The 22,532-nt window shown below is 68.2% G+C and carries 24 protein-coding genes; 17 read left to right on the top strand and 7 right to left on the bottom strand.

Going from position 1 to position 22,532, the window contains the following annotated elements; all coding sequences use genetic code 11:
• Positions 1-147 precede the first annotated feature (147 nt).
• On the bottom strand, positions 148-645 hold the full coding sequence (locus tag BLQ10_RS08370; protein WP_091560642.1) for a universal stress protein: 498 nt from the start codon (positions 643-645) through the stop codon (positions 148-150).
• 150 nt (positions 646-795) lie between these two features.
• Between BLQ10_RS08370 and BLQ10_RS08365 the strand changes: the two genes are divergently transcribed.
• From BLQ10_RS08365 to BLQ10_RS08355, 3 genes are all read left to right on the top strand, one after another.
• Positions 796-1,008, top strand: a complete 213-nt coding sequence (locus BLQ10_RS08365) for a hypothetical protein (protein WP_091561015.1) — start codon at positions 796-798, stop codon at positions 1,006-1,008.
• Positions 1,009-1,087: 79 nt separating this feature from the next.
• Positions 1,088-2,212: a WD40/YVTN/BNR-like repeat-containing protein gene (locus tag BLQ10_RS08360; protein WP_091560640.1), complete on the top strand. Its 1,125-nt coding sequence runs from the start codon at positions 1,088-1,090 to the stop codon at positions 2,210-2,212.
• Between the two features lie 16 nt (positions 2,213-2,228).
• Positions 2,229-2,555 (top strand): MoaD/ThiS family protein, encoded by a 327-nt coding sequence (locus BLQ10_RS08355; protein WP_254785473.1) that lies wholly within the window; start codon positions 2,229-2,231, stop codon positions 2,553-2,555.
• A 4-nt stretch (positions 2,556-2,559) separates the two neighbouring features.
• Here the strand turns inward: BLQ10_RS08355 and BLQ10_RS08350 are convergent, their stop codons facing one another.
• The 3 genes from BLQ10_RS08350 to BLQ10_RS08340 form a co-directional block, all read right to left on the bottom strand.
• On the bottom strand, positions 2,560-2,796 hold the full coding sequence (locus BLQ10_RS08350; protein WP_091560637.1) for a hypothetical protein: 237 nt from the start codon (positions 2,794-2,796) through the stop codon (positions 2,560-2,562).
• Between the two features lie 166 nt (positions 2,797-2,962).
• The gene (locus BLQ10_RS08345; protein WP_091560634.1) at positions 2,963-4,702 is read right to left on the bottom strand and encodes an alpha-amylase family protein; all 1,740 of its coding nucleotides are present in this window, start codon (positions 4,700-4,702) and stop codon (positions 2,963-2,965) included.
• Positions 4,699-5,694, bottom strand: coding sequence for a TIGR03885 family FMN-dependent LLM class oxidoreductase (locus tag BLQ10_RS08340; RefSeq protein ID WP_091560632.1), 996 nt, complete (start codon positions 5,692-5,694; stop codon positions 4,699-4,701). Before BLQ10_RS08340 ends, BLQ10_RS08345 begins: the two co-directional genes overlap by 4 nt.
• A gap of 105 nt (positions 5,695-5,799) precedes the next feature.
• Here BLQ10_RS08340 and BLQ10_RS08335 point away from each other — a divergent pair, with 105 nt between their 5' ends.
• Positions 5,800-6,888 (top strand): ATP-dependent DNA ligase, encoded by a 1,089-nt coding sequence (locus BLQ10_RS08335; RefSeq protein WP_091560630.1) that lies wholly within the window; start codon positions 5,800-5,802, stop codon positions 6,886-6,888.
• Between the two features lie 141 nt (positions 6,889-7,029).
• Here the strand turns inward: BLQ10_RS08335 and BLQ10_RS08330 are convergent, their stop codons facing one another.
• Positions 7,030-8,346 carry an MFS transporter gene (locus BLQ10_RS08330; protein ID WP_091560628.1) on the bottom strand — a complete coding sequence of 439 codons (1,317 nt, stop codon included), beginning with the start codon at positions 8,344-8,346 and terminating at the stop codon, positions 7,030-7,032.
• Between the two features lie 225 nt (positions 8,347-8,571).
• On the opposite strand from BLQ10_RS08330, the gene BLQ10_RS08325 reads away from it, so the two are divergent.
• The 12 genes from BLQ10_RS08325 (at position 8,572) to BLQ10_RS08270 (ending at position 20,195) form a co-directional block, all read left to right on the top strand.
• A complete protein-coding gene (locus BLQ10_RS08325; protein WP_175558529.1) occupies positions 8,572-9,414 on the top strand; it encodes an IclR family transcriptional regulator in 843 nt (280 codons plus the stop codon).
• 172 nt (positions 9,415-9,586) lie between these two features.
• Positions 9,587-10,468, top strand: a complete 882-nt coding sequence (locus tag BLQ10_RS08320; RefSeq protein WP_091560625.1) for a shikimate dehydrogenase — start codon at positions 9,587-9,589, stop codon at positions 10,466-10,468.
• Complete coding sequence (locus BLQ10_RS08315; protein ID WP_091560623.1) at positions 10,468-12,459, top strand: sugar phosphate isomerase/epimerase and 4-hydroxyphenylpyruvate domain-containing protein; 1,992 nt, start codon at positions 10,468-10,470, stop codon at positions 12,457-12,459. The genes BLQ10_RS08320 and BLQ10_RS08315 overlap by 1 nt, the downstream gene beginning before the upstream one ends.
• Positions 12,460-12,555: 96 nt before the next feature.
• The gene (pcaH, locus tag BLQ10_RS08310) at positions 12,556-13,398 is read left to right on the top strand and encodes a protocatechuate 3,4-dioxygenase subunit beta (protein WP_175558537.1); all 843 of its coding nucleotides are present in this window, start codon (positions 12,556-12,558) and stop codon (positions 13,396-13,398) included.
• A 7-nt stretch (positions 13,399-13,405) separates the two neighbouring features.
• Positions 13,406-13,990 carry a protocatechuate 3,4-dioxygenase subunit alpha gene (gene pcaG, locus BLQ10_RS08305; protein WP_091560621.1) on the top strand — a complete coding sequence of 195 codons (585 nt, stop codon included), beginning with the start codon at positions 13,406-13,408 and terminating at the stop codon, positions 13,988-13,990.
• A complete protein-coding gene (locus BLQ10_RS08300; RefSeq protein ID WP_175558528.1) occupies positions 13,987-15,486 on the top strand; it encodes a lyase family protein in 1,500 nt (499 codons plus the stop codon). Before pcaG ends, BLQ10_RS08300 begins: the two co-directional genes overlap by 4 nt.
• A complete protein-coding gene (locus BLQ10_RS08295) occupies positions 15,479-16,297 on the top strand; it encodes an alpha/beta fold hydrolase (protein WP_091560619.1) in 819 nt (272 codons plus the stop codon). The genes BLQ10_RS08300 and BLQ10_RS08295 overlap by 8 nt, the downstream gene beginning before the upstream one ends.
• The gene (gene pcaC / locus BLQ10_RS08290; protein ID WP_091560617.1) at positions 16,294-16,749 is read left to right on the top strand and encodes a 4-carboxymuconolactone decarboxylase; all 456 of its coding nucleotides are present in this window, start codon (positions 16,294-16,296) and stop codon (positions 16,747-16,749) included. The genes BLQ10_RS08295 and pcaC overlap by 4 nt, the downstream gene beginning before the upstream one ends.
• Positions 16,746-17,945: a thiolase family protein gene (locus BLQ10_RS08285; RefSeq protein ID WP_091560614.1), complete on the top strand. Its 1,200-nt coding sequence runs from the start codon at positions 16,746-16,748 to the stop codon at positions 17,943-17,945. The genes pcaC and BLQ10_RS08285 overlap by 4 nt, the downstream gene beginning before the upstream one ends.
• 5 nt (positions 17,946-17,950) lie before the next feature.
• Positions 17,951-18,640 (top strand): 3-oxoacid CoA-transferase subunit A, encoded by a 690-nt coding sequence (locus BLQ10_RS08280; RefSeq protein WP_091560612.1) that lies wholly within the window; start codon positions 17,951-17,953, stop codon positions 18,638-18,640.
• Between the two features lies 1 nt (position 18,641).
• Positions 18,642-19,328, top strand: a complete 687-nt coding sequence (locus BLQ10_RS08275) for a 3-oxoacid CoA-transferase subunit B (protein WP_091560610.1) — start codon at positions 18,642-18,644, stop codon at positions 19,326-19,328.
• Between the two features lie 60 nt (positions 19,329-19,388).
• On the top strand, positions 19,389-20,195 hold the full coding sequence (locus BLQ10_RS08270) for an IclR family transcriptional regulator domain-containing protein (RefSeq protein ID WP_091560608.1): 807 nt from the start codon (positions 19,389-19,391) through the stop codon (positions 20,193-20,195).
• 36 nt (positions 20,196-20,231) lie between these two features.
• Here the strand turns inward: BLQ10_RS08270 and BLQ10_RS21985 are convergent, their stop codons facing one another.
• Positions 20,232-20,468: a hypothetical protein gene (locus BLQ10_RS21985; RefSeq protein ID WP_139164199.1), complete on the bottom strand. Its 237-nt coding sequence runs from the start codon at positions 20,466-20,468 to the stop codon at positions 20,232-20,234.
• Positions 20,469-20,641: 173 nt separating this feature from the next.
• Here BLQ10_RS21985 and BLQ10_RS08265 point away from each other — a divergent pair, with 173 nt between their 5' ends.
• On the top strand, positions 20,642-21,601 hold the full coding sequence (locus BLQ10_RS08265; protein WP_091560605.1) for a diacylglycerol/lipid kinase family protein: 960 nt from the start codon (positions 20,642-20,644) through the stop codon (positions 21,599-21,601).
• Here the strand turns inward: BLQ10_RS08265 and BLQ10_RS08260 are convergent.
• The gene (locus tag BLQ10_RS08260) at positions 21,598-22,503 is read right to left on the bottom strand and encodes an ACT domain-containing protein (RefSeq protein WP_091560602.1); all 906 of its coding nucleotides are present in this window, start codon (positions 22,501-22,503) and stop codon (positions 21,598-21,600) included. The genes BLQ10_RS08265 and BLQ10_RS08260 overlap by 4 nt on opposite strands.
• Positions 22,504-22,532: the final 29 nt, after the last annotated feature.

The raw sequence follows: 22,532 nt of genomic DNA, 5'->3' as shown, positions 1-22,532 counted from the left end.
GTTGTGCAAATTAAAGAGCTCCGGAGTGCGTTATTGGGGGATACGCACTCCGGAGCAGCTATGGGGTAGGCGGTTCGTCCGGCCTACACATCGAGCTTACTCGGCGGTAGTGGGATAACACCAGCGCTCCGAATAAGTACTTTCGCTTTATTTTCTACCCGCCGGAGCGACCGCCGGAACGATCAGGATCGGACGCTCCTGATGATGGCTCAGCCACGCCGCCACGGAGCCGTTGAGCGCCGCGGTAATGCGGTGGCCGATGCCGCGTTCGGGGGTCCCCACCACGATCATGCACGCGTTGGCGTCCGCGGCCAGCCTGCCGATCGCCCGGGCCGGGTCCCCGGCCAGGGTGCGCAGCGTGCAGTCGATCCCCAGGCTTGCGCAGCGTGCCTCCATGATCGAACGCAACTCCTGGGTGGTCGCGCGGATCCGGGCGTCGTCCGCGTCCGGATGCAGCGACAGGCGGTGCGCGGACCGCGTCGGATCCCACTCCACGAGGTAGCTTGCCTCATCCACGTAGGCGCAGATCATGGGCGCGGCTAAGGTCTTCGCAAGGGATGCCGCCACCCGCAGCACCTCGGGATGCTGTCCCGGAACCACGCCCACCACGAGGGGCGCCGGGCCGTTGGCGGAGTCGTCAGACATACTTCATTCTGGCGCCGCGGTGCCGCCCTGAACAGGGGCTTACTTCCCCTTCCCGCAGCTCGGGCGGTGCTGACGCCGATTGCCGCGGAGTCCCTTGAACAGCCCGCGGACGGGGCCTACGGTTGAAGAACACAGGAGGAGGTGGCCACCGTGGAGATCTACATGTGGTGGTTGGATCTGGATTTGGCGAGCAAGGAATGGCTTCGGGAAAACCTCCGGACCATCGAACTGCCCGAGGCCGTGCAGCAGGGGATCGCCGCCGCCGGCGGCCCCCGTTCCGCTGAATCGTCCGCCGGCGGCGCCGCAGTATTGACGGCTACGGACTGGGACTTCATCGAGACGCAGTCGGAGTTCGTCGACTGATACGGATGCCGCCGGCGCGGTAGCGCATACCGGCGGCGCCGGTAGAAAACCATTGCGGCCTTCCGGCGGGGATGGTTGCATGGGACGCATGGCAAATGCAGAGAGTTATGTCCTGGCGATCGGGACCAAGAAGGGCCTTTGGCTGGCGACCAGCCCGGACCGAAGGGACTGGTCCCTGTCAGGACCGCATTTTCTGATGAGTGAGGTGCCCAGCATCGGGATCGATACCCGGGATGGCAGGACCCGGATCATGGTGGGCGTCCGCTCCGAGCACTGGGGTCCCACGGTTTTCCACTCCGATGACCTGGGCGAAACCTGGAACGAACCCGAAAACGGCGCCATCACGTTCCCCGACGGCACCGACGCCGCCTTGGAACGGATCTGGCAGATCCACCCCGACGCCGACTCCCGCCCGGGCGTCGTGTGGGCGGGCTGCGAACCGATCTCCGTCTGGAAATCGACCGACGGCGGTGAGCACTTCGAACTCAACCGCGGCCTCTGGGACCATCCGCACCGCAGCGAATGGGGCGCCGGCTATGGCGGCGCCGCGGCGCACTCGATCGTCGTTGACCCCACGGGCGAGAAAGTCCACGTCGCCATGAGCACGGGAGGGGTCTACCGCTCGCTCGACGGCGGCACCTCCTGGGAGCCCCGCAACAAGGGGATTTCCGCCTACTTCATGCCGGATCCCAACCCGGAATTCGGCCAGTGTGTCCACAAGATCGCGGCCGACGCCGCCGTCGACGGCCGCCTGTACGCCCAAAACCACCACGGCGTGTACCGCAGCGACGACGACGCCGAATCGTGGGAGTCGATCGCCGAGGGGCTGCCCGCGGACTTCGGTTTTGTGATGCTGACGCATCCGCGCCGGGCCGGTACGGCCTGGGTGATCCCCCTGAAGGCTGACGGCGAACGAATTCCGCCGGACGGGAAGCTGGCCGTGCACCGGACGGATGACGCCGGCGCCAGCTGGAAACGGCTCGACGCCGGGCTCCCGGACGCCGAGTACAACGCCGTGCTGCGCGATGCCGCCAGCGTCGATGGCGCGGAGCCCGCGGGCGTCTACTTCGGGACGCGGGGCGGCAGTGTCTACGCCAGCGCTGACGAGGGGGAACACTTCACCGAAGTGGCCTCGCACCTGCCGGATGTGCTGTGCGTGCGGGCAGCGGTGGTTTCCGCGGCCCTGCTCCCGGCGCGGCCGTGAAGGGATGACAAATCCCATGAACAGCGCCATGATCAGCGGCGGCGCCATGCCGGCGGACTCGGCGATCAGTGTGGTCCTGCCGAGCGTCCTCCAACCGCTGGCCGGCGGGCAGTCCATCCTGACTGCGCCCGCGGAGGCATCGGTGACGGTGGAGTGGCTGCTGAACGCGGTGACCGGGGACTATCCGGCGTTGTCGCGGCGGTTGCGGGACGAGACGGGAGCCGTTCGCCGTTACGTGAATATATACGTCAACGGGAATGAAATCCGGCGGCTGCAGGGCCTGGTGACTGCCGTGGCACCGGGCCAGGAGGTCCTCATCATCCAGTCAGTGGCCGGCGGCTGACGCGTCAGGCGACCCGCCAGAGCGTGCATTCGTCCGCATCGATGGCTTTGCGCATGCCGGTTTGGCGGTCCATGATCCAGACGACGCCGATTCCGGGGGCCGTTTCCTGGACGCTGCCGCGGCGGACCACGACGTCGTCGTAGTTCGGGCCCACGCGCAGGCGCGCCTCGATCTCATCGCCGCGGTGCAACTGGTCGAGGGCGCGGATACGGGTGACATGGGTTTTCGCTTCCTTCAACATGGCGGGGCCTCCCGGACTGGAGTGGGTGCCTGCTCTTGCCGGCACTTCCAGTGTCCTGCGCCAATGTTGCGTCCGCGTTTCAGCACGGTAAGGGGCCGGTTAGTTTTCGACGGCGCCGCGGTTACCGGTTCCCTTCATGCCGCGGCCGCACATTCGGCGGACGCCCTCAGGGGAGTCGGCGTTCCCCCGGGTGCTGGACCCGGAACCACCGGTACCCGTAGCGGTCCAGCGGGAGTTCGAAAGCGCCGTCGTCGGAAAGCGGGATGTCCTCGCCGCCGAGCAGGTCCCGGAGCACGGCCCCGGCGTACGAACGCCCCGCACCGCCCTTCCCGTCCGGACCATCTGGCCCGCCTTCCTCGCCCTCCTCCTCCGGCGCTGCCGCCGCGGCCGTGACAGACGCCGGTTCGGCGCCGAAGTTGTGAGCGATAATCACCGTGGAGCCGTCCCACGTGCAGCGGTGCAGCAGTATCGCCGGCGAGGCGTGCTTGATGAGTTCGAACCTGCCCCAGCCGAGCTCGGGACATTCCCGGTAGCGCTGGATCAGCGTCGCGATGAAGTTCCACAGCGAGTCGGGATCCCGTTTCGCGGCCGCGGCGTTGATATGCGCTGGCCCGAAGGGTCCGTCCACGGGCTGGGCCACGAGGTCCCCGGGCGGGGCGGTGGAGAAGCCGCCGTTCCCGGCGTCGTCCCACTGCATGGGGGAGCGGACGGCCGAGCGGCCTTTCGCCCGCAGGTCTTCGCCCATCCCGATCTCTTCGCCGTAGAAGAGCACCGGGGTGCCCGGCAGCGAGAACATCAGGGAGTAGACCATGCGGATCCTGGCCGGGTCGCCGCCGAGCATGGTGGGCAGCCGCCGCCGCAGTCCGCGGCCGTACATCTGCATGTCGGGATCAGGGCCGAAGGCTGCGAAGACCTCCTCGCGTTCGGCATCACTGAGTTTGTCCAGCGTAAGTTCGTCGTGGTTCCGGACGAACATGGCCCATTGGTTGTCAGGATTGATCTTCGGGCGGCTGCTGAGCGTCCGGGCGAGCGGCCGGGCGTCCTGCCGGGCCAGCGACAGGTACATGTTCTGCATCGAGAGGAAATCAAACTGCATGTTCAGCTCGTTGCCGGGCGGGCCGCCGAAGTACTTCAGCTGTTCTTTGTAGGGGAGGTTGACCTCGCCCAGCAGCACGGCACTGCCGTGGCGCCGGTCGAGGAAGCTGCGCAGGGCGCTCAGGTACTGGTGCGGGTCGATTTTCGCGGCCTCGTCCTTGGGTTCGCCGAGCAACTCCAGGAAGAAGGGCACCGCGTCCAGCCGGAAGCCGTCCAGGCCCAGCTGCAGCCAGAATCCCATCGACTTCGCGATCTCGTCCCGCACCTTGGCATTCATCACGTTCAAGTCCGGCTGGTGTTTGGCGAACATGTGCAGGTACCACTCACCGGTGGCCTTATCCTGGTTCCAGATGGACGTTTCCTCGCCTGGGAACACCACCTGGTCCGAGGTGTCCGGCGGCGTGTCCTTTCGCCAGACGTAGTAGTCGCGGTAGGGGTTGTCCACGGACTTCCGGGCCTGGACGAACCACGGGTGCCGGTCGGAGGTGTGGTTGATGACAAAGTCCGCGATCACCCGGATGCCGCGGTCGTTGGCGGTGCGGATGAATTCCACCAGATCCCCCAGGCTCCCGAGCCGGGGGTCCACGCCGTACATGTCGGTGACATCGTAGCCGTCGTCCCGGTCCGGGGAGGGGTAGAAGGGCATGAGCCAGATGCAGGTGATTCCGAGCGCGGCAAGATAGTCCACGCGCTGGATCAGCCCGCCGAAGTCTCCGGTGCCGTCACCGTCGCCGTCGAAGAATGTCTCCGGGTCCAGGCAGTAGATCACCGCGTTTTTCCACCAGAGGTCAGAGGTTTCGGCGATTCTCACAGCGCACCGTCCGTTCCGGTCAGGGCTTGTCCAGCGGGGCGGAGCTGGGGGAGGACGTGTTCGGCGAAGGCGTCAATAAACGGCGCCTGCTCCTGGCCGACGAAGTGCAGGTACAGCTCATCGAATCCGAGGTCCAGGTAGGAGGCGAGCCATTGGGCGTGCTGCCCGGCATCTGCGGAGACGTTGACGGCCGCCCGCACCTGGTCCTCCTGGACACCGGCGCCGACGCTGTCGAAATGGGCCGCCGTGGGCAGGTCCCAGGGAATCGGCGGCGCAAAGACGTTGGTGCGCCACTGGTCGACGGCGATCGCGACGGCCTCGGCCTCTGTCGGCGCCCAGGACAGGTGGACCTGGAGGGCAGCGTTCCCGCGGCCACCGGCGTCCCGGTAGGCCCTCAGCATGTCCTTCAGCTTTTCGGGCGGCTGGTTCGCGGTGACGAGTCCGTCCGCCCAGGCCGCCGCCCTGCGCGCTGTTTTCACGCTCACGGCCGGGGCAATGAGCGGGGGTTTGGTCTCTGGAACGTCCCAGATCCGGGCTTGCTCCACGGTGACGAGCCCGTGGTGCGTGACCACGTCGCCGGCGTGGAGCCGGCGGATGATGTCAACGCACTCCTCCAGCCGGCGTTGCCGCGTCTCCTTCGGCGGCCAGGCCTCGCCCGTGACGTGCTCGTTCATGTACTCGCCGCTGCCCGGGGCCATCCAGAAGCGGCCGGGAAACATGTCCGCCAGGGTGGCTGAGGCGTGCGCGATGATCGCCGGGTGGTAACGCTGCCCAGGCGCCGTCACCACCCCGAAGCGCAGCCCGGTGGTGGCCAGCGCGGCCCCGAGCCAGGACCAGGCAAACCCGGAGTGGCCCTGCCGGACGGACCACGGTTCAATATGGTCCGAGCACATGGCGGCATCGAAGCCGGCCTGCTCCGCCAATTGCACGTCCTTCAGGAGATGGCCGGGACTGATCTGTTCATGCGAGGCGTGGAACCCGATGGTAGCCATCACCCATGTCTACCGTGGGGGCGGGGCCGTGTCGAGGAACCCCTCGTTGAGGAAACCCTGCCTCGGGGCTGGCGGTGCCGTGCCCGCGGCGCAAGAATGGGCGCTATGCGACTGCCGTTGATGCCTCCCATTGCGCCCATGCTGGCCAAAGCACTCCCAGCCCTGCCGGTGCAGGACCCCGGAAAGGGCTGGCTCTTTGAACCGAAGTGGGACGGATTCCGCTCCATCATCTTCCGCGACGGCGACGAGGTGGAGATCGGCAGCCGGAACGGTAAGCCGATGACGCGCTACTTCCCCGAGCTCGTCGAGGCGCTGAAGACGGAGCTGCCGGAACGCTGCGTGGTGGACGGCGAGATCATCCTGGTGGCGGCCTCCGGGGACCGGCTCGACTTCGAAGCGCTCCAGCAGCGCATCCATCCGGCCGCCAGCCGGGTGAAGCTGCTCGCGGAACAGACCCCGGCGCGTTTCGTGGCGTTCGACCTGCTGGCGCTGGGCGACGAGGACCTCACGGGCAAACCCTTCGCCGAGCGCCGGCGGGAGCTCGAACGCGCACTCGCAGCCAGCGCGGTCCCGGTCCACCTGACGGCCGCGACTTCCGACCGCGACACGGCGCAGCGCTGGTTCCGGCAGTTTGAGGGCGCCGGACTTGACGGCATCGTGGCCAAGACGCTGGAGGGTACTTACCAGCCGGACAAGCGTGCGATGGTCAAGGTCAAGCACGAACGGACGGCGGACTGCGTGCTCGCCGGATACCGCGTGCACACCTCCGGTCCCGACCGGATCGGCTCGCTGCTCCTGGGACTCTACGACGCCGCCGGGGTGCTGGCGAATGTCGGCGTCGTGGGCGCCTTCCCGATGGCACGGCGCACGGAGCTGTTTGCCGAGCTGCAGGAGCTGGTCACCGGTTTCGAGGACCACCCCTGGGCTTGGGCCCGGCAGGAGGAGGGGGCGCGGACGCCGCGGAAGGCCGAGGGAAGCCGGTGGAGCGGCGGCAAGGACCTGTCCTTCACCCCGCTCCGGCCCGAGCGCGTGGTGGAAGTGAAGTACGACCACATGGAGGGCGAACGGTTCCGCCATACCACCCAGTTCGTGCGCTGGCGTCCGGACCGGGATCCGCGCTCGTGCACCTATGACCAGCTGGAGGAACCAGTGAAGTTCGATCTCGCCGCGGTGCTGGGCGCCGGCAAGGACTGACCGACGCTCCTGCCCGGTCGCTTTTCCGTACAGGCGCGGGACACGCAGGAAGCCCGGCGTGTCGCGTGAACACGCCGGGCTTTTCGGTGATGCGGCCCGGGCAACCGGGCGGGAGTGTCGCGGCGGGGTTACTTGGCGGGGTTACTTAACGCCGAGCTCCCGGGTGGGGACGCGGAAGGTTTCCTTGGCCGTCAGTGCCGCGATGGTGGCGATTGCGCAGATGACGGCCGTGAAGACGGAGATCTGGACCCAACCGCCGGCCTGGATGCCGCCCATGGCCGCGACGATCGCAGGGGCGAACCCGGCCATCAGGAAGCCCAGCTGGGTGCCGATTGCGAGGCCGGAGAAGCGGACGTTGGTGCTGAACATCTCGGCGTAGAAGGAGGGCCAGACCGCGTTTGCTGCCGCGTAGCCAAAGGAGAAGAAGGCGATGGCTGCCAGGAACATCAGCGGGACGCTGCCAGATTCGAGGCTCAGCAGGAACACCGGGGTCAGGACCGCGCTGGAGAGTGCGCCGTAGATGAAGACGGGCTTGCGGCCGATCCGGTCCGCGAGCATGCCGAACAGCGGCTGGGTGCCCAGGGCCAGGAAGTTGGCGCCCACCACGAGCCAGAGGGTGGTGGTGCCGTCCACGCCGGCGACGTTCTTGGCGTAGCTGATGGCCAGGGTGCCGAATACGGTGGACACTGCGGCGATGAACGCGCAGGCGATGACGCGGAGGACATCGCGCCAGTGGCTCTTGAGGAGGTCGGCAACCGGGAGCTTGGAGATCTGGGCAGTCTTCCGGGCTTCCTCGAATGCCGGCGGCTCGTGCAGGGTACGGCGGATGAAGAACGCGACGAGCACAACCACGGCGCTGAGCCAGAACGGGATGCGCCAGCCGATGGTGTACTTGATCTCGTCAGGCAGGGCCAGGACGGGGATGAAGACGAGGGCCGCGAGGATCTGGCCGCCCTGCGTGCCGGTCAGGGTCCAGGAAGTGAAGAAGGAGCGGCGGCCATCGGGGGCATGCTCAAGCGTCATCGAGGACGCACCCGCCTGCTCGCCGGCTGCGGACAGGCCCTGGCAGAGCCGTGCCAGCACCAGCAGTGCCGGAGCCCACCAGCCGACCGTCTTGAAGTCCGGAAGGCAGCCGATAACGAACGTGGAGGCACCCATCAGCAGCAGCGTGAACATGAGGACCTTCCGACGGCCCACCCTGTCGCCGAAGTGGCCGAGGATGACGGCGCCGACCGGACGGGCCACGTAGGCGAAACCGAAAGTCGCGAACGACATGATGGCCGCGTTGGTGTCCGCGTCCGGGAAGAAGACGTGCGGGAAGATCAGCGCCGCTGCGGAGCCGAAGATGAAGAAGTCGTAGTATTCGACGGCGCTGCCCAGGAAGCTGGCAAGGGCCGCCTTCTTCGGCGTCCCTCCTGTGGTTATACCCGGCGTCGTGGACGGGACAGTGTGGCTCATGGTGTTCCTTTGGTGTGACGACGTTGTCGCGGATGGATCAGGAAGGTCTCGGCTGCCGTTTGTTCAAGTGTGGTGCAACCGGAAGTCCGTGGAAAGACCCGGACGAGTAGCCACATGGTGGAAGCTACTTGTGCGATGTAGCAAGCATGACTGTGAGCGCAGTCACTTGTCAAGAAAAATAATCACCATCTAGAAATAGCTCTCACTATGTGGGAACATGAATGCATGAGTGTGAATCAAGACACAGATGTCCCCGCCGCTTCCGGCCGCCCGGCAGAAGCTCCCTCGAAGCCTGCCAAGGCCGCCCGGGAGGACTCGCGGACGGACATGGTGGGCAAGGCCCTGGGCCTGCTGGTCCTCCTGGGGGATGAGCCGCGCGGCGCCAGTGCCGCGGAAATCTCTCGCCGGGCCGAGCTGCCGTTCAGCACCACCTACCGCCTGCTTGGCTCCCTGACGCGGGACGGCTTCGTGGACTACGAGCCCGACGGCCGCCGCTACCACCTGGGCTTGCGGGTCTTCCAGCTCGGCCAGCGCGTCTCAAACCACCACGGCTTCGCGGGTACGGCCCTGCCCATCCTGCGGCGAGTCACCGAGGAAACGGGCGAGGCGACCATCCTCTCCGTCCGGGATGGCATCCACCACCTGACGGTGAACAAGGTGGACGGCCCGCAGACCTTCCGGGTCACGAGCGACCCCGGGCATCTTGGCGCACTGCACACCACCTCGGTGGGCAAGGCGCTGGTGGCGTTCGCCGACGACGCTACCCGCGCCCAGCTCGTCGAAGAGCTGCCCCTGGAACCGCTGACGGCGCTCTCCATCACGGACCGCGACGCTTTCCGGGCGGAAATCGAGCAGGTCCGGCGCCAGGGCTTCGCCACCATGGACGAGGAAAACGAGCTCGGCATGCGCGCCGTCGCCGTCCCGGTCCTCAGCGCCCAGGGGCACGCCTTCGCCTCGCTGGCCACGGCGGTCCCGGTGTTCCGCCTGAGCATGGAGTCCCTGGTGGCCCTCGTGCCGTTGCTCCAGGCGGCGGCCGCGGAGCTGTCGGCCAGGCTGCCCCAGCGGTGACGGCAACGCTGGCGGAAGCCCGCCGGCGCCGCCGTCGCCATAATATGTTCGTCATTCGAACAATAGTGCAACATGTGAACAAAGCCTGTAATGTAATCCCCATCACCCGGTCCGCCGCGGACGCCGCAAGCGTCACCGCCCGCCGAGTGCAGTTGTCAAAGGAGCTAACCGGATGAGCAATCGAGCAGAGTCCTTCCTCGTAGGCCTCGTGGGAGACGGCGTGATGCCCTCCCTCACGCCCTACATGCACGAACGCGAAGGCGACGTGCAGGGCCTCCGATACCTCTACCGCCCCATCGACCTCACCGAACTGGGCCTGCCGGGCCAGGCCGTGGGGGAGCTGCTCGCCGGCGCCCGGAGCCTCGGGTTCAACGGATTGAACATCACGCATCCCTGCAAGCAGCTCGTGCTCGACTACCTCGACGAGGTCTCCGCCGACGCCCGGCGCCTCGGCGCCGTCAACACCGTGATCATCCGCGAGGGCCGCTTCATCGGCTACAACACCGACTTTTCCGGCTTCGCGGCGGCGCTGGCCTCCGGGCTCCCCGGCGCCACCCTGGACCGCGTGGTGCAGCTGGGTGCCGGCGGCGCCGGTTCCGCCGTCGCCTACGCCTTGCTCACCGCGGGGGTCCGCGAGCTGGACCTCGTGGACACCGACGCGGCGCGCTGCGCCGCCCGGGCGGCCGAACTCGCCGGATTCTTCCCGGACCGGACCGTCAGTGCCCGGACGACGGCGGAGCTCCCGCAGCTCATGCCGCGGGCCGACGGTCTGGTGCACTGCACCCCCGTGGGCATGGCCGCCCACCCGGGCGTTCCGCTGGACATGTCCCTCGTGGAGTCCCGGCACTGGGTGGCCGACATCGTGTACCGGCCAATCGAAACCGAGCTTGTCCGCGAGGCGCGCGCCAAGGGCTGCGACGTGCTCGACGGCGGCCGGATGGCCGTGGGCCAGGCGGCGGACGCCTTCCGGATCTTCACCGGGCGCCAGGCCGACGCCGACCGCATGCGCTCCCACTTCCTGGAACTTGTGGCCGCGGAAGAAGTGGCCGCCTGATGCGCACCGGAATCGCCACCGTCTGCCTCGCCGGCACCCTGCGGGAAAAAATGCAGGCCTGCGCCGTGGCCGGCTTCGACGGGATCGAGATCTTTGAACAGGACCTCGTGACGTCCCCGCTGAGCCCGGAGGACGTCCGGAAACTCGCCGCCGACCTCGGCCTCAACCTGGACCTCTACCAGCCGTTCCGCGACTTCGACAGCGTTCCCGAGGACTTGCTCGCCGCCAACCTGCGCCGCGCGGATGCCAAGTTCCGGCTCATGTCCCGGCTGGGCGTGGACACCATGCTGCTCTGCTCCAACGTTGGCACGGCCACGATCGACGATGACGAGCTCCGGGCCGCCCAGCTCTCCCGGCTCGCGGACCTCGCGGGTGAACACGGCGTCAAGGTTGCCTATGAGGCCCTGGCCTGGGGCAAGTACGTCAACGACTACGAGCACGCCCACCGGCTGGTTGACGCGGTGGACCACCCCAACCTGGGCACCTGCCTGGACTCCTTCCACATCCTTTCCCGGGACTGGGACACCGCGCCGATCGAGGCCTTCAACCCCGAGAAGATCTTCTTCGTGCAGGTGGCCGATGCCCCCAAGCTGTCCATGGACGTGCTGTCCTGGAGCAGGCACTACCGGGTGTTTCCGGGCGAGGGCCAGTTCGAGCTCGCCAAGTTCATGGGCCACGTGGTCCGCGCCGGCTACACCGGGCCGGTGTCGCTGGAGGTGTTCAACGACGTTTTCCGCCAGTCCGACATCGAACGCACAGCTGTGGACGCCATGCGGTCGCTGATCTGGCTCGAAGAGCAGAGCGCCGCGTGGCTTGAGGCAAATCCGGCCTCTGCCGCAGGCAAGGCGGCCGGCGCCCCGGCCCGGCGCCGCTACCCCATGGAGCTTGCCACGCTTCCCCGGGTGGCGGAACCCGCCGGCTTCAACTTCGCCGAGGTCCGCGCAGGGGACACCGCCGGCCTGGAAACCCTGCTCGGCCAGCTGGGGTTTGCGTTCAACGGGCGCCACCGGACCAAGGACGTGCAATTGTGGACCATGGGCCAGGCCCGCGTGATCATCAACGAGGAACCGGCCGCCTTCGGCACAGCAGCGACCGCCGCGTCCGCCGGTGGTACCACGGGCCAGCAGGCGCCAGCCGCCGCGCCCGCCATTTCCGCTGCAATTTCCGCCGTTGGCTTCGACGTCGACTCCCCGGTGATCGCCGCCGCCCGCGCCCAGCAGCTCAAGGCCCCGGCCGTGCCGCGCAAGAGCCAGGCCAACGAGGAGATTTTCCAAGGCTTCGCCGCGCCGGACTCCACCGAGATCTTCCTGTGCCAGGGAAACCCGGACGGCACCGCCGCGTGGACCCGGGAATTCGGCGACGGCCTGGACCTCCCGGCGGCGGACCGGGCCGGGAACCCGGGCGCCGTGATCGACCACGTCAACCTCGCGCAGCCGTGGCAGCACTTCGACGAGGCCGTGCTCTTCTACGCCAGCGCCCTCGCATTGGAACCGCAGCCGTTCGCCGAGGTGGCCAGCCCCACCGGGCTGGTCCGGTCCCAGGTGATGCTTACGCAGGACCGGGGCGTCCGCCTGGTGCTGAACCTGGCCCCGCTGATCCAGCAGGAAGGGACCACGCCGGGCGCAGCTGCCGGCCCCCGCTCCGGTTACCAGGAACACATCGCGTTCGCGGTGGAGGACCTGGTGGCGACGGCGCGGGCTGCACGGGACCGCGGCCTGGACTTCCTGCAGATCCCGGCGAACTACTACGAGGATCTCGATGCCCGGTTCGCGCTGGAGCCGGAGTTCCTAGCCACGCTCCGCGACCTCAACTTGCTCTATGACCGTGATGCCGACGGCGAATTCCTGCATTTCTACACGGCCACGGTGGGCAGCGTGTTTTTCGAAATGGTGGAACGCCGCGGCGCCTACGACGGCTACGGCGCTCCGAACGCGCCCGTGCGGCACGCCGTCCAGTACGACCACCTGCACCAGCTGGCCCGTCGTCCCTGATCCCCATCCGAACAACAACCACACCATCGAAAGGAGGCTGCTGTGCCTGAAGAAATCAACCTTGAGATATTCAACGCTGACACGATCACCGAGGACTTGGCCAACGAGACCACGGAGGCCGCACCAAAGACGTACGCGCCGCTCGATGCCGCCGCGGAGTCGCAGGCGGAACTCAGCGCCGAAATGAAGGCGATCGGCGAGGCCTACGCGCGGGCCCTCAAAGGCGGTGCCCCGGCCGAGATCCAGCCGCGGCTGGACTACGCGCCGTACCGCAGCAGCGTCCTGCGCCACCCCACGAAGAGTCTGCACCACGCGGACCCGGAAACCATTGAACTGTACTCTCCGGCGTTCGGGCACATGGACGTCCACGCGCTCGAGTCGGACCTCACCATCGCGCACAACGGCGAGCCGCTGGGCGAACGCATCGTGGTCTCCGGCCGCGTGCTCGACGGCGACGGACGCCCCGTCGCCGGACAGCTCGTCGAAATCTGGCAGGCCAACTCCGCCGGCCGCTATATCCACAAGCGCGATCAGCACCCGGCGCCCATCGACCCCAACTTCACCGGCGTCGGCCGCTGTATCACGGGCCCGGACGGCACCTACCGCTTCACCACCATCAAACCCGGCGCGTACCCGTGGAAGAACCACCTCAACGCCTGGCGGCCGGCTCACATCCATTTCTCCTTGTTCGGCTCGGAATTCACCCAGCGGATCATCACCCAGATGTACTTCCCGGGAGACCAGCTGTTCCCGCTGGACCCGATCTACCAGTCGATCGTGGACCAGGACGCCCGCGACCGGCTCGTGGCCACCTACAACCATGAGCAGACGAAACCTGAATGGGCCATGGCCTACAACTGGGACATCGTCCTGACCGGGTCCAAGCGGACCTGGACCGAAAACGAGGCCCTCGGAGCGGAAGGCGATGATCATGAATAGGAGCGCCATGAATAAGCCCACCCAACTGGCGCCGACACCGGCGCAGACAGTCGGACCGTTCTTCGGCTACGCCCTGCCCTACGCCAAGGACCGCGAGCTCCTGGCCCCCGGTTCCCCGGGATCCGTCCGGCTCCAGGGCACCGTGTATGACGGTGCGGGCCACCCGATCCCGGACGCGATCCTGGAAATCTGGCAGGCGGACGCGGACGGCAACGTCCCGCACCACACGGGCTCCCTGGTCCGTGACGGCTACACCTTCACGGGCTTCGGCCGCACAGCCGTGGGGAACACCGGCACGTTCACGTTCACCACCGTGAACCCCGGCCCCACCGAAGCCGGGGCTGCGCCGTTCATCGCGGTGGCCGTGTTCGCTCGCGGCCTCATGAACCGCCTCTTCACCAGGGTCTACCTCCCGGAGGACGAGGCTGCCTTGGCCCGGGACCGGCTGCTCAGCTCGCTGGACCCGGACCGGCGCCGGTCCCTGATCGCGCGCCGGGATCCCGACGGCGGCCTGAGCTGGGACATCCGCCTGCAGGGCGAGGGCGAGACCGTGTTCCTGGATTTCAGCGACGCCGAGGGTCCCTCGACGTGACTTCCTTCGAAACCGACGGCGACGCCGGCCTGCCCGGTGATTTTGGCCTGCTCAGCCCCGTGTCGGCGTCCCCGCTGGTGGCAGCGTTGGCGGGGGACCGTGCCGTGCTCGCCGCCATCCTCAAGGTGGAGGCTGCCTGGGCGGCGGTCCTGGACGAGGCGGGCCTCGCCCCGGCCGGGTCCGCCGCGGTGGTGGCCGCCGCCGCGGACGTGCAGCGGTACGACGTCGCGGGCATCGCCGTCCGCGCCCAGGGCGGCGGCAACCCCGTCATTCCGCTGCTCGCCGACCTCCGGGAACAGGTCAGGAACCTGGACGCTGCCGGACTTGGCGCGGTACAGGCCGTGCACACGTCGCTGACCAGCCAGGACGTGCTCGACTCGGCCCTGATGGTGCTGGCCGCCGGGGCAGTGCGCGAGCTGCTCGCCGAGCTCAAGGCGGCAACGACCGCTCTCGCCAGCCTTGCCGAAGCCCATGGGCACACGCTTTGTGTTGCCCGCAGCCTGACCCAGCACTCGCTGCCCTACAGCTTCGGGCTGCGGGCCGCGCAGTGGTTCAACGGACTTGCCGCCGCGGCCAGCCGGCTCGAGGCCCTCGAACTGCCGGTACAGACCGGCGGCGCCGCCGGGACCCTTGCCGCCGGGACGGTGCTGACCGAAGGGACTGTGTTGACTCCCTTGGACCTCGCGGACCGGCTTGCCGCCCGCCTGGGTCTCGCCACCGTTCCCGCCCCGTGGCACACCAACCGGCTGGCCGTGACCGCGCTCGGCGACGCGCTGGCGGCCGTGACGGACGCGGCCGGCAAGATGGCCGCGGACGTCCTGTTCCTGAGCCGGCCGGAAGTGGCCGAGCTCGCGGAACCGCGCGCCGCGGGGCGGGGCGTGTCTTCCGCCATGCCGCAAAAGCAGAACCCGGTGCTCTCCGTGCTGATCCGCAGCGCCGCCCTGCAGGCCCCCGCCCTGGCCGCACAGCTGCACCTCGCGGCCGCCAATTTCAACGACGAACGCCCCGACGGCGCCTGGCACAGCGAATGGGCGGCTCTGCGCCAGCTGCTGCGTCTGGCCCTCGGCGCCGCGGCGCAGCTGCGCGAATTGGCCGAAGGCCTGGAGGTCTTCCCGGCAGCGATGCGCCGCAACCTGAACCTCGCCGGCCCGCTGCTGCTCTCAGAAGCCGTCAACTTTGCCGTCGCGCCACTTTTGGACCTGCGCAGCGCCGAGACGGGATTGGGCCGGACCGGGAAACAGCAGTTGCAGGCCGTTGTGGACAAGACACTCCAGGCCCCGGCCGCGGAGCAGGCGGGGATCTACCGGGCACTCCTTCGCGCGGCTGTCCCCGAAGAACTGCTCACCGACGCCCGGCTTGAGGAGCTTTTGCACCCGGCCAACTACCTCGGCCAGGCCGTCGACATCTCCCGCCGCATCCTCGCGGCCTACCCGGAATACGCCGCCGGCCCGGCCGGCGCCGCCCACCAACTCCAGAATGGAGCCTCCCGTGGTTAGACCCACCGTCAAAGCAGTCCTGCTTTCGCCCCAGCGCGCGCTGGGCGAGAAGCCCCTCCTCATCGTCGGACCCTCGCTCGGAACATCCTCCCTGGTCTGGAGCCAGACCGGCGCGCTGCTGGGCGACGACGTCGACGTCGTCGCCTGGGACCTGCCTGGGCACGGCGTCTCGCCGGCGGCCCAGGAGACCTTCACGGTCGCCGACCTCGCGGACGCCGTGATCGGCCTGGTCGATTCGATCGCCCCGGGTGCGCGGTTCCACTACGCCGGGGTGTCCCTCGGCGGGGCCACCGGCCTGCAGCTTGGCATCAAGCACGGCGACCGGCTCAAGAGCCTCTCCGTGCAGTGTTCCGGCGCGAAGATCGGCACTCCCGAGGGCTGGCTGGAGCGCGCCGAAACCGTGCGCACACAGGGAACCCCCGTGATGATCCAGGGCTCGGCGCAGCGCTGGTTCGCCCCGGGATTCATGGAGAGCCAGCCCGAGCTCAGCAGCCGGCTCCTGCACACCCTCCGGGACGCCGACCGCCTCAGCTACGCCTTCTGCTGCGAGGCCCTGGCCAGCTTCGACGTGAGGGACCAGCTTGGCACCATCCGCGTCCCCACCCAGGTTGTTGCCGGCGCCCTCGACGCCGTCGCCCCGCCGTCCATGGCCGAGGAAGTCGCCGCGGGCATCACCTCCGGCGGCGGCACTGCCACGGCCGTCAGCCTGGAGGGCGTGGCACACCTGGCGCCGTTCGAGGCGCCGGGCCACATCGCCGGGCTGCTGAAGGGCCTCATCACCTGGACCGAAACCCAGGGAGCGGGCGCATGACCGGGCCGGAACGCAATGGGCCCGAACGCAATGGTGTTGTCCAGCCCGGCGCGACCAGCCAGGAAATCTACGACGGCGGCATGAAAGTCCGCCGCGAGGTTCTGGGCGCCGCGCACGTGGACCGCGCCAATGCCAACAAGGATTCCTTCACCGAGGACTTCCAGGACATGATCACCCGGATCGCCTGGGGCGGCATCTGGACCCGGCCCGGGATCAGCCGCCAGATGCGATCAGCCGTCACCCTTACCGCCATGGTGGCCCACGGGCACTGGGAAGAACTGGCCATGCACATCCGCGCCGCCATCACCAACGGCCTGAGCAGGGACGAGATCAAGGAAATCCTGCTCCAGACCGCCATCTACTGCGGCGTCCCCTCCGCCAACACCGCCTTCAAGACCGCCCAGCAAGTGTTCCATTCCATGGACGAGGCAGAAATGGACAAGAACCCATGAACCAGGCCTTTGTGTACGACGCCGTCAGGACCCCGTTCGGGAAGTTCGGCTCCGGGCTCGCCGGGGTCCGGCCGGACGATCTCGCCGCGCACGTGATCGGTGAGATCGTCAAGCGCTCCCCGGCCCTCGACGTCGAACGGATCGACGAGGTGGTCTTCGGCAACGCCAACGGCGCCGGCGAGGAAAACCGCAACGTCGCCCGCATGGGCACCCTGCTGGCCGGGCTGCCGGTCTCGGTCCCCGGCACCACGGTCAACCGGCTGTGCGGGTCCTCCCTGGACGCGGCGATCATCGCCTCCCGGCAGATCAACACCGGCGACGCCGAGCTCATGCTGGTCGGCGGTGCCGAGTCGATGTCGCGCGCGCCCTGGGTGCTGCCCAAGACCGAGAAGCCCTACCCGGCCGGGGACCTGACCCTGGCCTCCACCACGCTGGGCTGGCGCCTGGTGAACCAGGCCATGCCGAAGGAGTGGACCATCTCGCTGGGCGAGGCCACCGAACGGCTGCGCGAGAAGTACGGCGTGACCCGCGAACAGCAGGACGAATTCTCGGCCGGTTCGCACAACCTGGCCGCCGCGGCCTGGGACGAGGGCTTCTACGACAACCTCGTGGTCCCGGTCCCGGGCACGGACCTGGTCCGCGACGAGGGCATTCGGGCCGGTTCCTCAGCCGAAAAGCTCGCCGGCCTCAAGACAGTGTTCCGCGCCGAGAACGGTACCGTCACCGCCGGCAACGCCTCCCCGCTCTCCGACGGTGCCTCCGCGGCGTGGCTGGGCAGTGAGGCCGCCGCCGGGATCCTCGGCCTGGACCCGCTGGCCCGCATCGCCGGGCGCGGAGCGCACGCCAACGACCCGCAGTACTTCGGCTACGCCCCCGTCGAGGCCGCGAACAAGGCCCTCGCGAAGGCCGGCATCGGCTGGGACCAGGTGGGCGCCGTCGAACTCAACGAGGCGTTCGCCGCGCAGTCCCTGGCCTGCATCCACGCCTGGGGCATCGACCCGTCAATTGTGAACCGGCACGGCGGCGCGATCGCCATGGGCCACCCGCTCGGGGCCTCCGGCGGGCGCATCCTCGGCACCCTGGCCCGCAGCCTGCAGGCCTCCGGGCAGCGCTGGGGCGTCGCCGCGATCTGCATCGGCGTCGGCCAGGGCCTGGCCGTCGTGCTCGAAAACGTAACTTCTGGCGTGAAGGGTTAAGGGAGATGCTGAATTTCATTGACACCGTCGGGGAGGCCGTCGCCGGCATCAAGAACGGCTCCACCGTGATGATCGGCGGCTTCGGCAACGCCGGGCAGCCGTTCGAACTGATCGACGCGCTGCTGGACTGCGGCGCCACTGACCTGACCGTGGTGAACAACAACGCCGGCCAGGGCGATCAGGGCCTGGCCCTGCTCATCAAGGAAGGCCGGGTGAAGAAGATGATCTGCTCCTTCCCGCGGCAGTCCGACTCCTGGCACTTTGACGCCAAGTTCCGGGCCGGCGAGATCGAACTCGAACTCGTCCCGCAGGGGAACCTCGCGGAGCGGATCCGCGCCGCGGGAGCTGGGATCGGCGGCTTCTTCACGCCCACCGGCTACGGCACCATGCTCGCCGAGGGCAAGGAAACCCGCATCCTCGACGGCCGCGGCCAGGTCTTCGAGACTCCCATCCACGCCGACGTCGCCCTGATCAAGGCCCTCACGGCGGACGGCAGGGGCAATCTCGTCTACCGCAAGACCGCACGGAACTTCGGTCCCATCATGGCCGCCGCCGCGAAACACACCATCGTCCAGGTGTCCGAGATCGTACCCACAGGCGGCCTGGACCCGGAAGTCATCGTGACCCCCGGCATCTACGTCAACAGCATCGTCCGTGTGGCCGCAGCCGCAGGCAAGACAGAAAGCGTGGCCTGAGATGAGCATCCAGTCCAACAGCCAGGCCGGCATCCAGGCATCCGACAAGCCGCTGGGCCGTGACGACCTCGCCCGCCTTGTGGCCCGCGACATCCAGCCCGGGTCCTTCGTGAACCTCGGCATCGGCCAGCCCACGCTGGTCTCCAACTACCTCGAGCCGGAGCAGAACATCACGCTCCACACCGAGAACGGCATGCTCGGCATGGGCCCGGAAGCTGCCGGGGACCAGATCGACGGCGACCTCATCAATGCCGGCAAGATCCCCGTGACGGAGCTTCCCGGGGCGTCCTACTTCCACCACGCGGACTCCTTCGCGATCATGCGCGGCGGGCACTTGGACATCTGCGTGCTGGGCGCCTTCCAGGTCTCGGCCAGGGGGGACCTCGCCAACTGGCACACCGGGGCGCCGGACGCGATTCCCGCCGTCGGGGGCGCCATGGACCTCGCCACGGGCGCCAAGGACGTCTTCGTCATGATGACGCTCCTGACCCGCGACGGCGTGTCCAAGCTCGTGGAGGCCTGCACCTACCCGCTGACCGGGATCGGCTGCGTGACCCGCATCTACACTGACAAGGCCGTCTTCCTGACCGGACTCGACGGCGTTCAGGTCCGCGAGACCTTCGGCTGCACGCTCGAGGAACTCCAGGCCATGGTCCCGGTGCCGCTCCGGGCGGCGGACCCGAGCTGAAGGGCCTGCGGCCGGATGACCTGCGCACGGCTAAAGTGATGCGGGACCGAAAGGCGAGAAATGATTGAGCCAGCCAAGAGCGGCGGCGCGCCTGCGGCCAGCGACCAGTACGTGCAGTCGCTGGCGCGCGGGCTCGCCGTGATCCGTGCGTTCGACACGGATCACCCCAAGATGACGCTGACCGAGGTGGCGGCCCGGACCGAGCTGACCCGGGCCACGGCCCGGCGGTTCCTGCACACGCTCGCGGAGTTGGGCTATGTCCGTTCGGACGGCAAGATCTTCGCCCTGACCGCCAAAGTGCTGCAGCTCGGCTACGCCTACCTGTCCGGGCTGTCCCTGCCGCAGCTGGCCCAACCGCATTTGGAGGAGCTCTCGCTCGAACTGGGGGAGTCGACGTCGGCCGCGGTGCTCGAGGGCACCGACATCGCCTACATCGCCCGGGTGTCCACCCGGCGGATCATGACGGTCGGCATTACGGTGGGCACCCGTTTCCCCGCCTACGCGACGTCCATGGGCAGGGTGCTGCTCGCGGCCCTGCCGCCGGCGAAGCTGGAAGACTACCTCGCGGCCGCCGAGATCCGGCCGCTCACTCCGGGAGCCATCGGAACGCGGGCTGCCCTTCTGGCGGAGCTGGATACGGTCCGCACCCAGGGCTGGTGCCTGCTGGACCAGGAGCTGGAGCTGGGACTGATGTCCATTGCGGCGCCGGTCCATGACGGGCCCAAGGTGGTGGCGGCCATCAACGTCTCGCTGCAGGCCCAGACGGTGTCCGCTCAGGCCGACCCCGCTGCCTATCTCAAGGCCGTGCGTGAGGCGACGGTGGCCACAGCGGAAGTTATCTCCGAGGACCTGACCTCGGGACGGTGAACCACGTCTCTGACGGGACGTCTGGGAAAAGGACCGTCAGGGAGCGGGGTCTCGGATGGGCTCTGTGGAAACCGTGATCGTGACGCCCCCGGGCTCGTCACTGATTTTCAGGTGCAGGTCCCGGCCCACCACCAGGGCATGGATGTCGTCGCTGCCTTCGGGCTCGATCTGCTCGGCCAGTCGCGTGAGCGCCAGTGCCATCGCCCGGCCCCAGTCGTGGGGATCCATGCTGGATGATTCAGCTGTTGCTGAATAATTCTCTGGTTCAGTCATCTGCCCCCGCTTTCGGCGTCCGGAGTGCAGCCCCCGGAACATCACGAAGCCCAGTCTAGTGAGGTGGCGGAGCGCACGTCCACGATTCGCGCCGGCCCTGCGGAGGTTACGCGGGCACTGCGGCTAGGATTTCAGTTCGGGTACTATTTCGCCCAATTGCCCCTAAGGACGCCATGACAGAGAACAACACCGCGACTCCGGGAACCCCGAACACCCAGGACAACGCAGCGTCCAGGCGCGCCGCCGTGGTTATCAACCCCATGAAGTCTCCCGGCGAGAGCTTCCGTGCCTCCTTCTTCCGCCTGTGCGAGACCCAGGGCTGGGCCGAGCCGCTGTGGCTGGAGACCACCAAGGAGGACACCGGGCTTGGCCAGGCCCGGGAGGCACTGGACGCCGGGGTCGACGTCGTGATCGCGGCGGGCGGCGACGGAACAGTCCGCTGCGTGGCGGAGGTCCTCGCGGGCACCGGAACGCCGATGGGCCTGGTGCCCCTGGGCACCGGCAACCTGCTGGCCCGCAACCTCGGCGTCGACATCACCGACCCCGTGGCCGCCAGCTACGACGTCCTCAGCGGCAGCGACAGATCCGTCGACGTCGTCAAGGCGACCCTTGACGGGTCGGATGACGAGCAGGTGTTCCTGGTGATGGCCGGACTCGGGTATGACGCCGCCATCATGGCCGACACCGTGGATGTGCTCAAAGACCGGATGGGCTGGCTTGCCTACGTTGAGGCGGGCATCCGCAAACTCCCCGGCAAGCCGGTGAAGGCCAGGATCAGCATTGACGGCCAGCACCCCGTGCGGCGGCGGATCCGCAGCGTCATGGTCGGAAACTGCGGCAAAATCATGGGCGGCATCGAGATCTTCCCTGAGGCGGAAGTGGACGACGGCGTGCTTGACCTGTTGATCCTGTCCCCCCGTGGGCGGCTCGGCTGGCTCGGCGTGATTGCCGGCATTTTCGGCCGGAACAAGAACGAGACCGAGTCCGTGGATTACTTCCAAGGAAGAACTGCCGAAATCACCCTGGAGCGCGAGCAGGAGTTTCAACTGGACGGCGATCATCTCGGCACCGGGAAGCACCTGGCCGTGACCCTGGATCCGGACGCGCTCAAGATCAGAATGGCCGCCGTCTAGGCGGACTCCGCTTCGGGGGATCTGCCGCCGGCAACCGGCGAGCCCGACCTGTGCGCTAGGATCTCCGCAAGTTCGGCCAGGCGGTGGGCGCGCGCGGACTCCGCCGGAGTGAACGGTTCGCCAGACCGGGAAAAGGTGATCGGGCCGTGCCAAGCGGTCGGGATCCTCAGGAAGGTGCTGCCTGTGCCCTCCCGTGGGGTGCCGTTCCCTGCGAGGTCGCGTTCCGCCGTCGCAGTGTCCGCATCCGCCGCCGGCTCGATCCGCGCCCGCAGCAGTTCCGCCACTGCCAGCGGCAGCTCCTCCGGACTGGCGGCGATCCGGGCGGCCAGGCTCAGTGCGCCGGTTTGCCCGTCGGCCATGGCCAGGGCGGTGGTCGCCCAGACGTGCGGATCCGCTCCGCCGCCCGCCCGCAGCGCCCGGAGCAACTCGGTTTCGCGGACTTCGCCCGGTGCCGAGAGCACGAGCTCGTCCAGCACGCCGCCGGCCACGGGGTGAACATGAATGCTGAGGATGTTCGTGTTCAGCCCGGCCAGGGCCTGCGTCAGTTTCTGCAGCGACCCGGGCTTGTCTTTCAGGACGGTCCGCGCCCGCCACAGGGCAGGCGCGGCGACGAGCCGTTTGCGGTGGCGCAGGGCCGGGGCATGCAGCCAGCCCCTGAGCATCCGGGCTGCCGAGGGTTCGGCCACCCAGATCACCAGGATGGTCGCGGTCATGGTCAGAACCAGGACCTTTGCAACGTAAGGCAAGTGGGTTTCCACTACAGCCGCGTGCACCAGCAATTCGATCGGAAGCATCACGGCGACATTGGCGAGGGTCAGCCGCGCCTTGGTCGGTTCGGGCATCTGGCCGCACACTTCGCAGCGCAACTCGGAGGTGGCGGGGGGCTGGGCTTTGCGCGTCATACTCCCATGATTCCGGCCAGCTGTTTCGG

It is taken from the genome of Arthrobacter sp. ok362 (assembly GCF_900102785.1).
GTDB lineage: Bacteria > Actinomycetota > Actinomycetes > Actinomycetales > Micrococcaceae > Arthrobacter.
The sequence above is the reverse complement of the archived record's forward strand: the minus strand, read 5'-3'. Positions and strand labels throughout refer to the sequence as shown.

Coding starts and splice junctions, on each gene's coding strand:
- BLQ10_RS08275 (WP_091560610.1), top strand. CDS start 18,642: ATGAGCATCCAGTCCAACAGCCAGGCCGGCATCCAGGCATCCGACAAG.
- BLQ10_RS08360 (WP_091560640.1), top strand. CDS start 1,088: ATGGGACGCATGGCAAATGCAGAGAGTTATGTCCTGGCGATCGGGACC.
- BLQ10_RS08350 (WP_091560637.1), bottom strand. CDS start 2,796: ATGTTGAAGGAAGCGAAAACCCATGTCACCCGTATCCGCGCCCTCGAC.
- BLQ10_RS08340 (WP_091560632.1), bottom strand. CDS start 5,694: ATGGCTACCATCGGGTTCCACGCCTCGCATGAACAGATCAGTCCCGGC.
- BLQ10_RS08320 (WP_091560625.1), top strand. CDS start 9,587: ATGAGCAATCGAGCAGAGTCCTTCCTCGTAGGCCTCGTGGGAGACGGC.
- BLQ10_RS08335 (WP_091560630.1), top strand. CDS start 5,800: ATGCGACTGCCGTTGATGCCTCCCATTGCGCCCATGCTGGCCAAAGCA.
- BLQ10_RS08285 (WP_091560614.1), top strand. CDS start 16,746: ATGAACCAGGCCTTTGTGTACGACGCCGTCAGGACCCCGTTCGGGAAG.
- BLQ10_RS21985 (WP_139164199.1), bottom strand. CDS start 20,468: ATGACTGAACCAGAGAATTATTCAGCAACAGCTGAATCATCCAGCATG.
- BLQ10_RS08325 (WP_175558529.1), top strand. CDS start 8,572: ATGAGTGTGAATCAAGACACAGATGTCCCCGCCGCTTCCGGCCGCCCG.
- BLQ10_RS08270 (WP_091560608.1), top strand. CDS start 19,389: ATGATTGAGCCAGCCAAGAGCGGCGGCGCGCCTGCGGCCAGCGACCAG.
- BLQ10_RS08280 (WP_091560612.1), top strand. CDS start 17,951: ATGCTGAATTTCATTGACACCGTCGGGGAGGCCGTCGCCGGCATCAAG.
- pcaG (WP_091560621.1), top strand. CDS start 13,406: ATGAATAAGCCCACCCAACTGGCGCCGACACCGGCGCAGACAGTCGGA.
- BLQ10_RS08355 (WP_254785473.1), top strand. CDS start 2,229: ATGAACAGCGCCATGATCAGCGGCGGCGCCATGCCGGCGGACTCGGCG.
- BLQ10_RS08265 (WP_091560605.1), top strand. CDS start 20,642: ATGACAGAGAACAACACCGCGACTCCGGGAACCCCGAACACCCAGGAC.
- BLQ10_RS08330 (WP_091560628.1), bottom strand. CDS start 8,346: ATGAGCCACACTGTCCCGTCCACGACGCCGGGTATAACCACAGGAGGG.
- BLQ10_RS08370 (WP_091560642.1), bottom strand. CDS start 645: ATGTCTGACGACTCCGCCAACGGCCCGGCGCCCCTCGTGGTGGGCGTG.
- BLQ10_RS08260 (WP_091560602.1), bottom strand. CDS start 22,503: ATGACGCGCAAAGCCCAGCCCCCCGCCACCTCCGAGTTGCGCTGCGAA.
- pcaC (WP_091560617.1), top strand. CDS start 16,294: ATGACCGGGCCGGAACGCAATGGGCCCGAACGCAATGGTGTTGTCCAG.
- BLQ10_RS08315 (WP_091560623.1), top strand. CDS start 10,468: ATGCGCACCGGAATCGCCACCGTCTGCCTCGCCGGCACCCTGCGGGAA.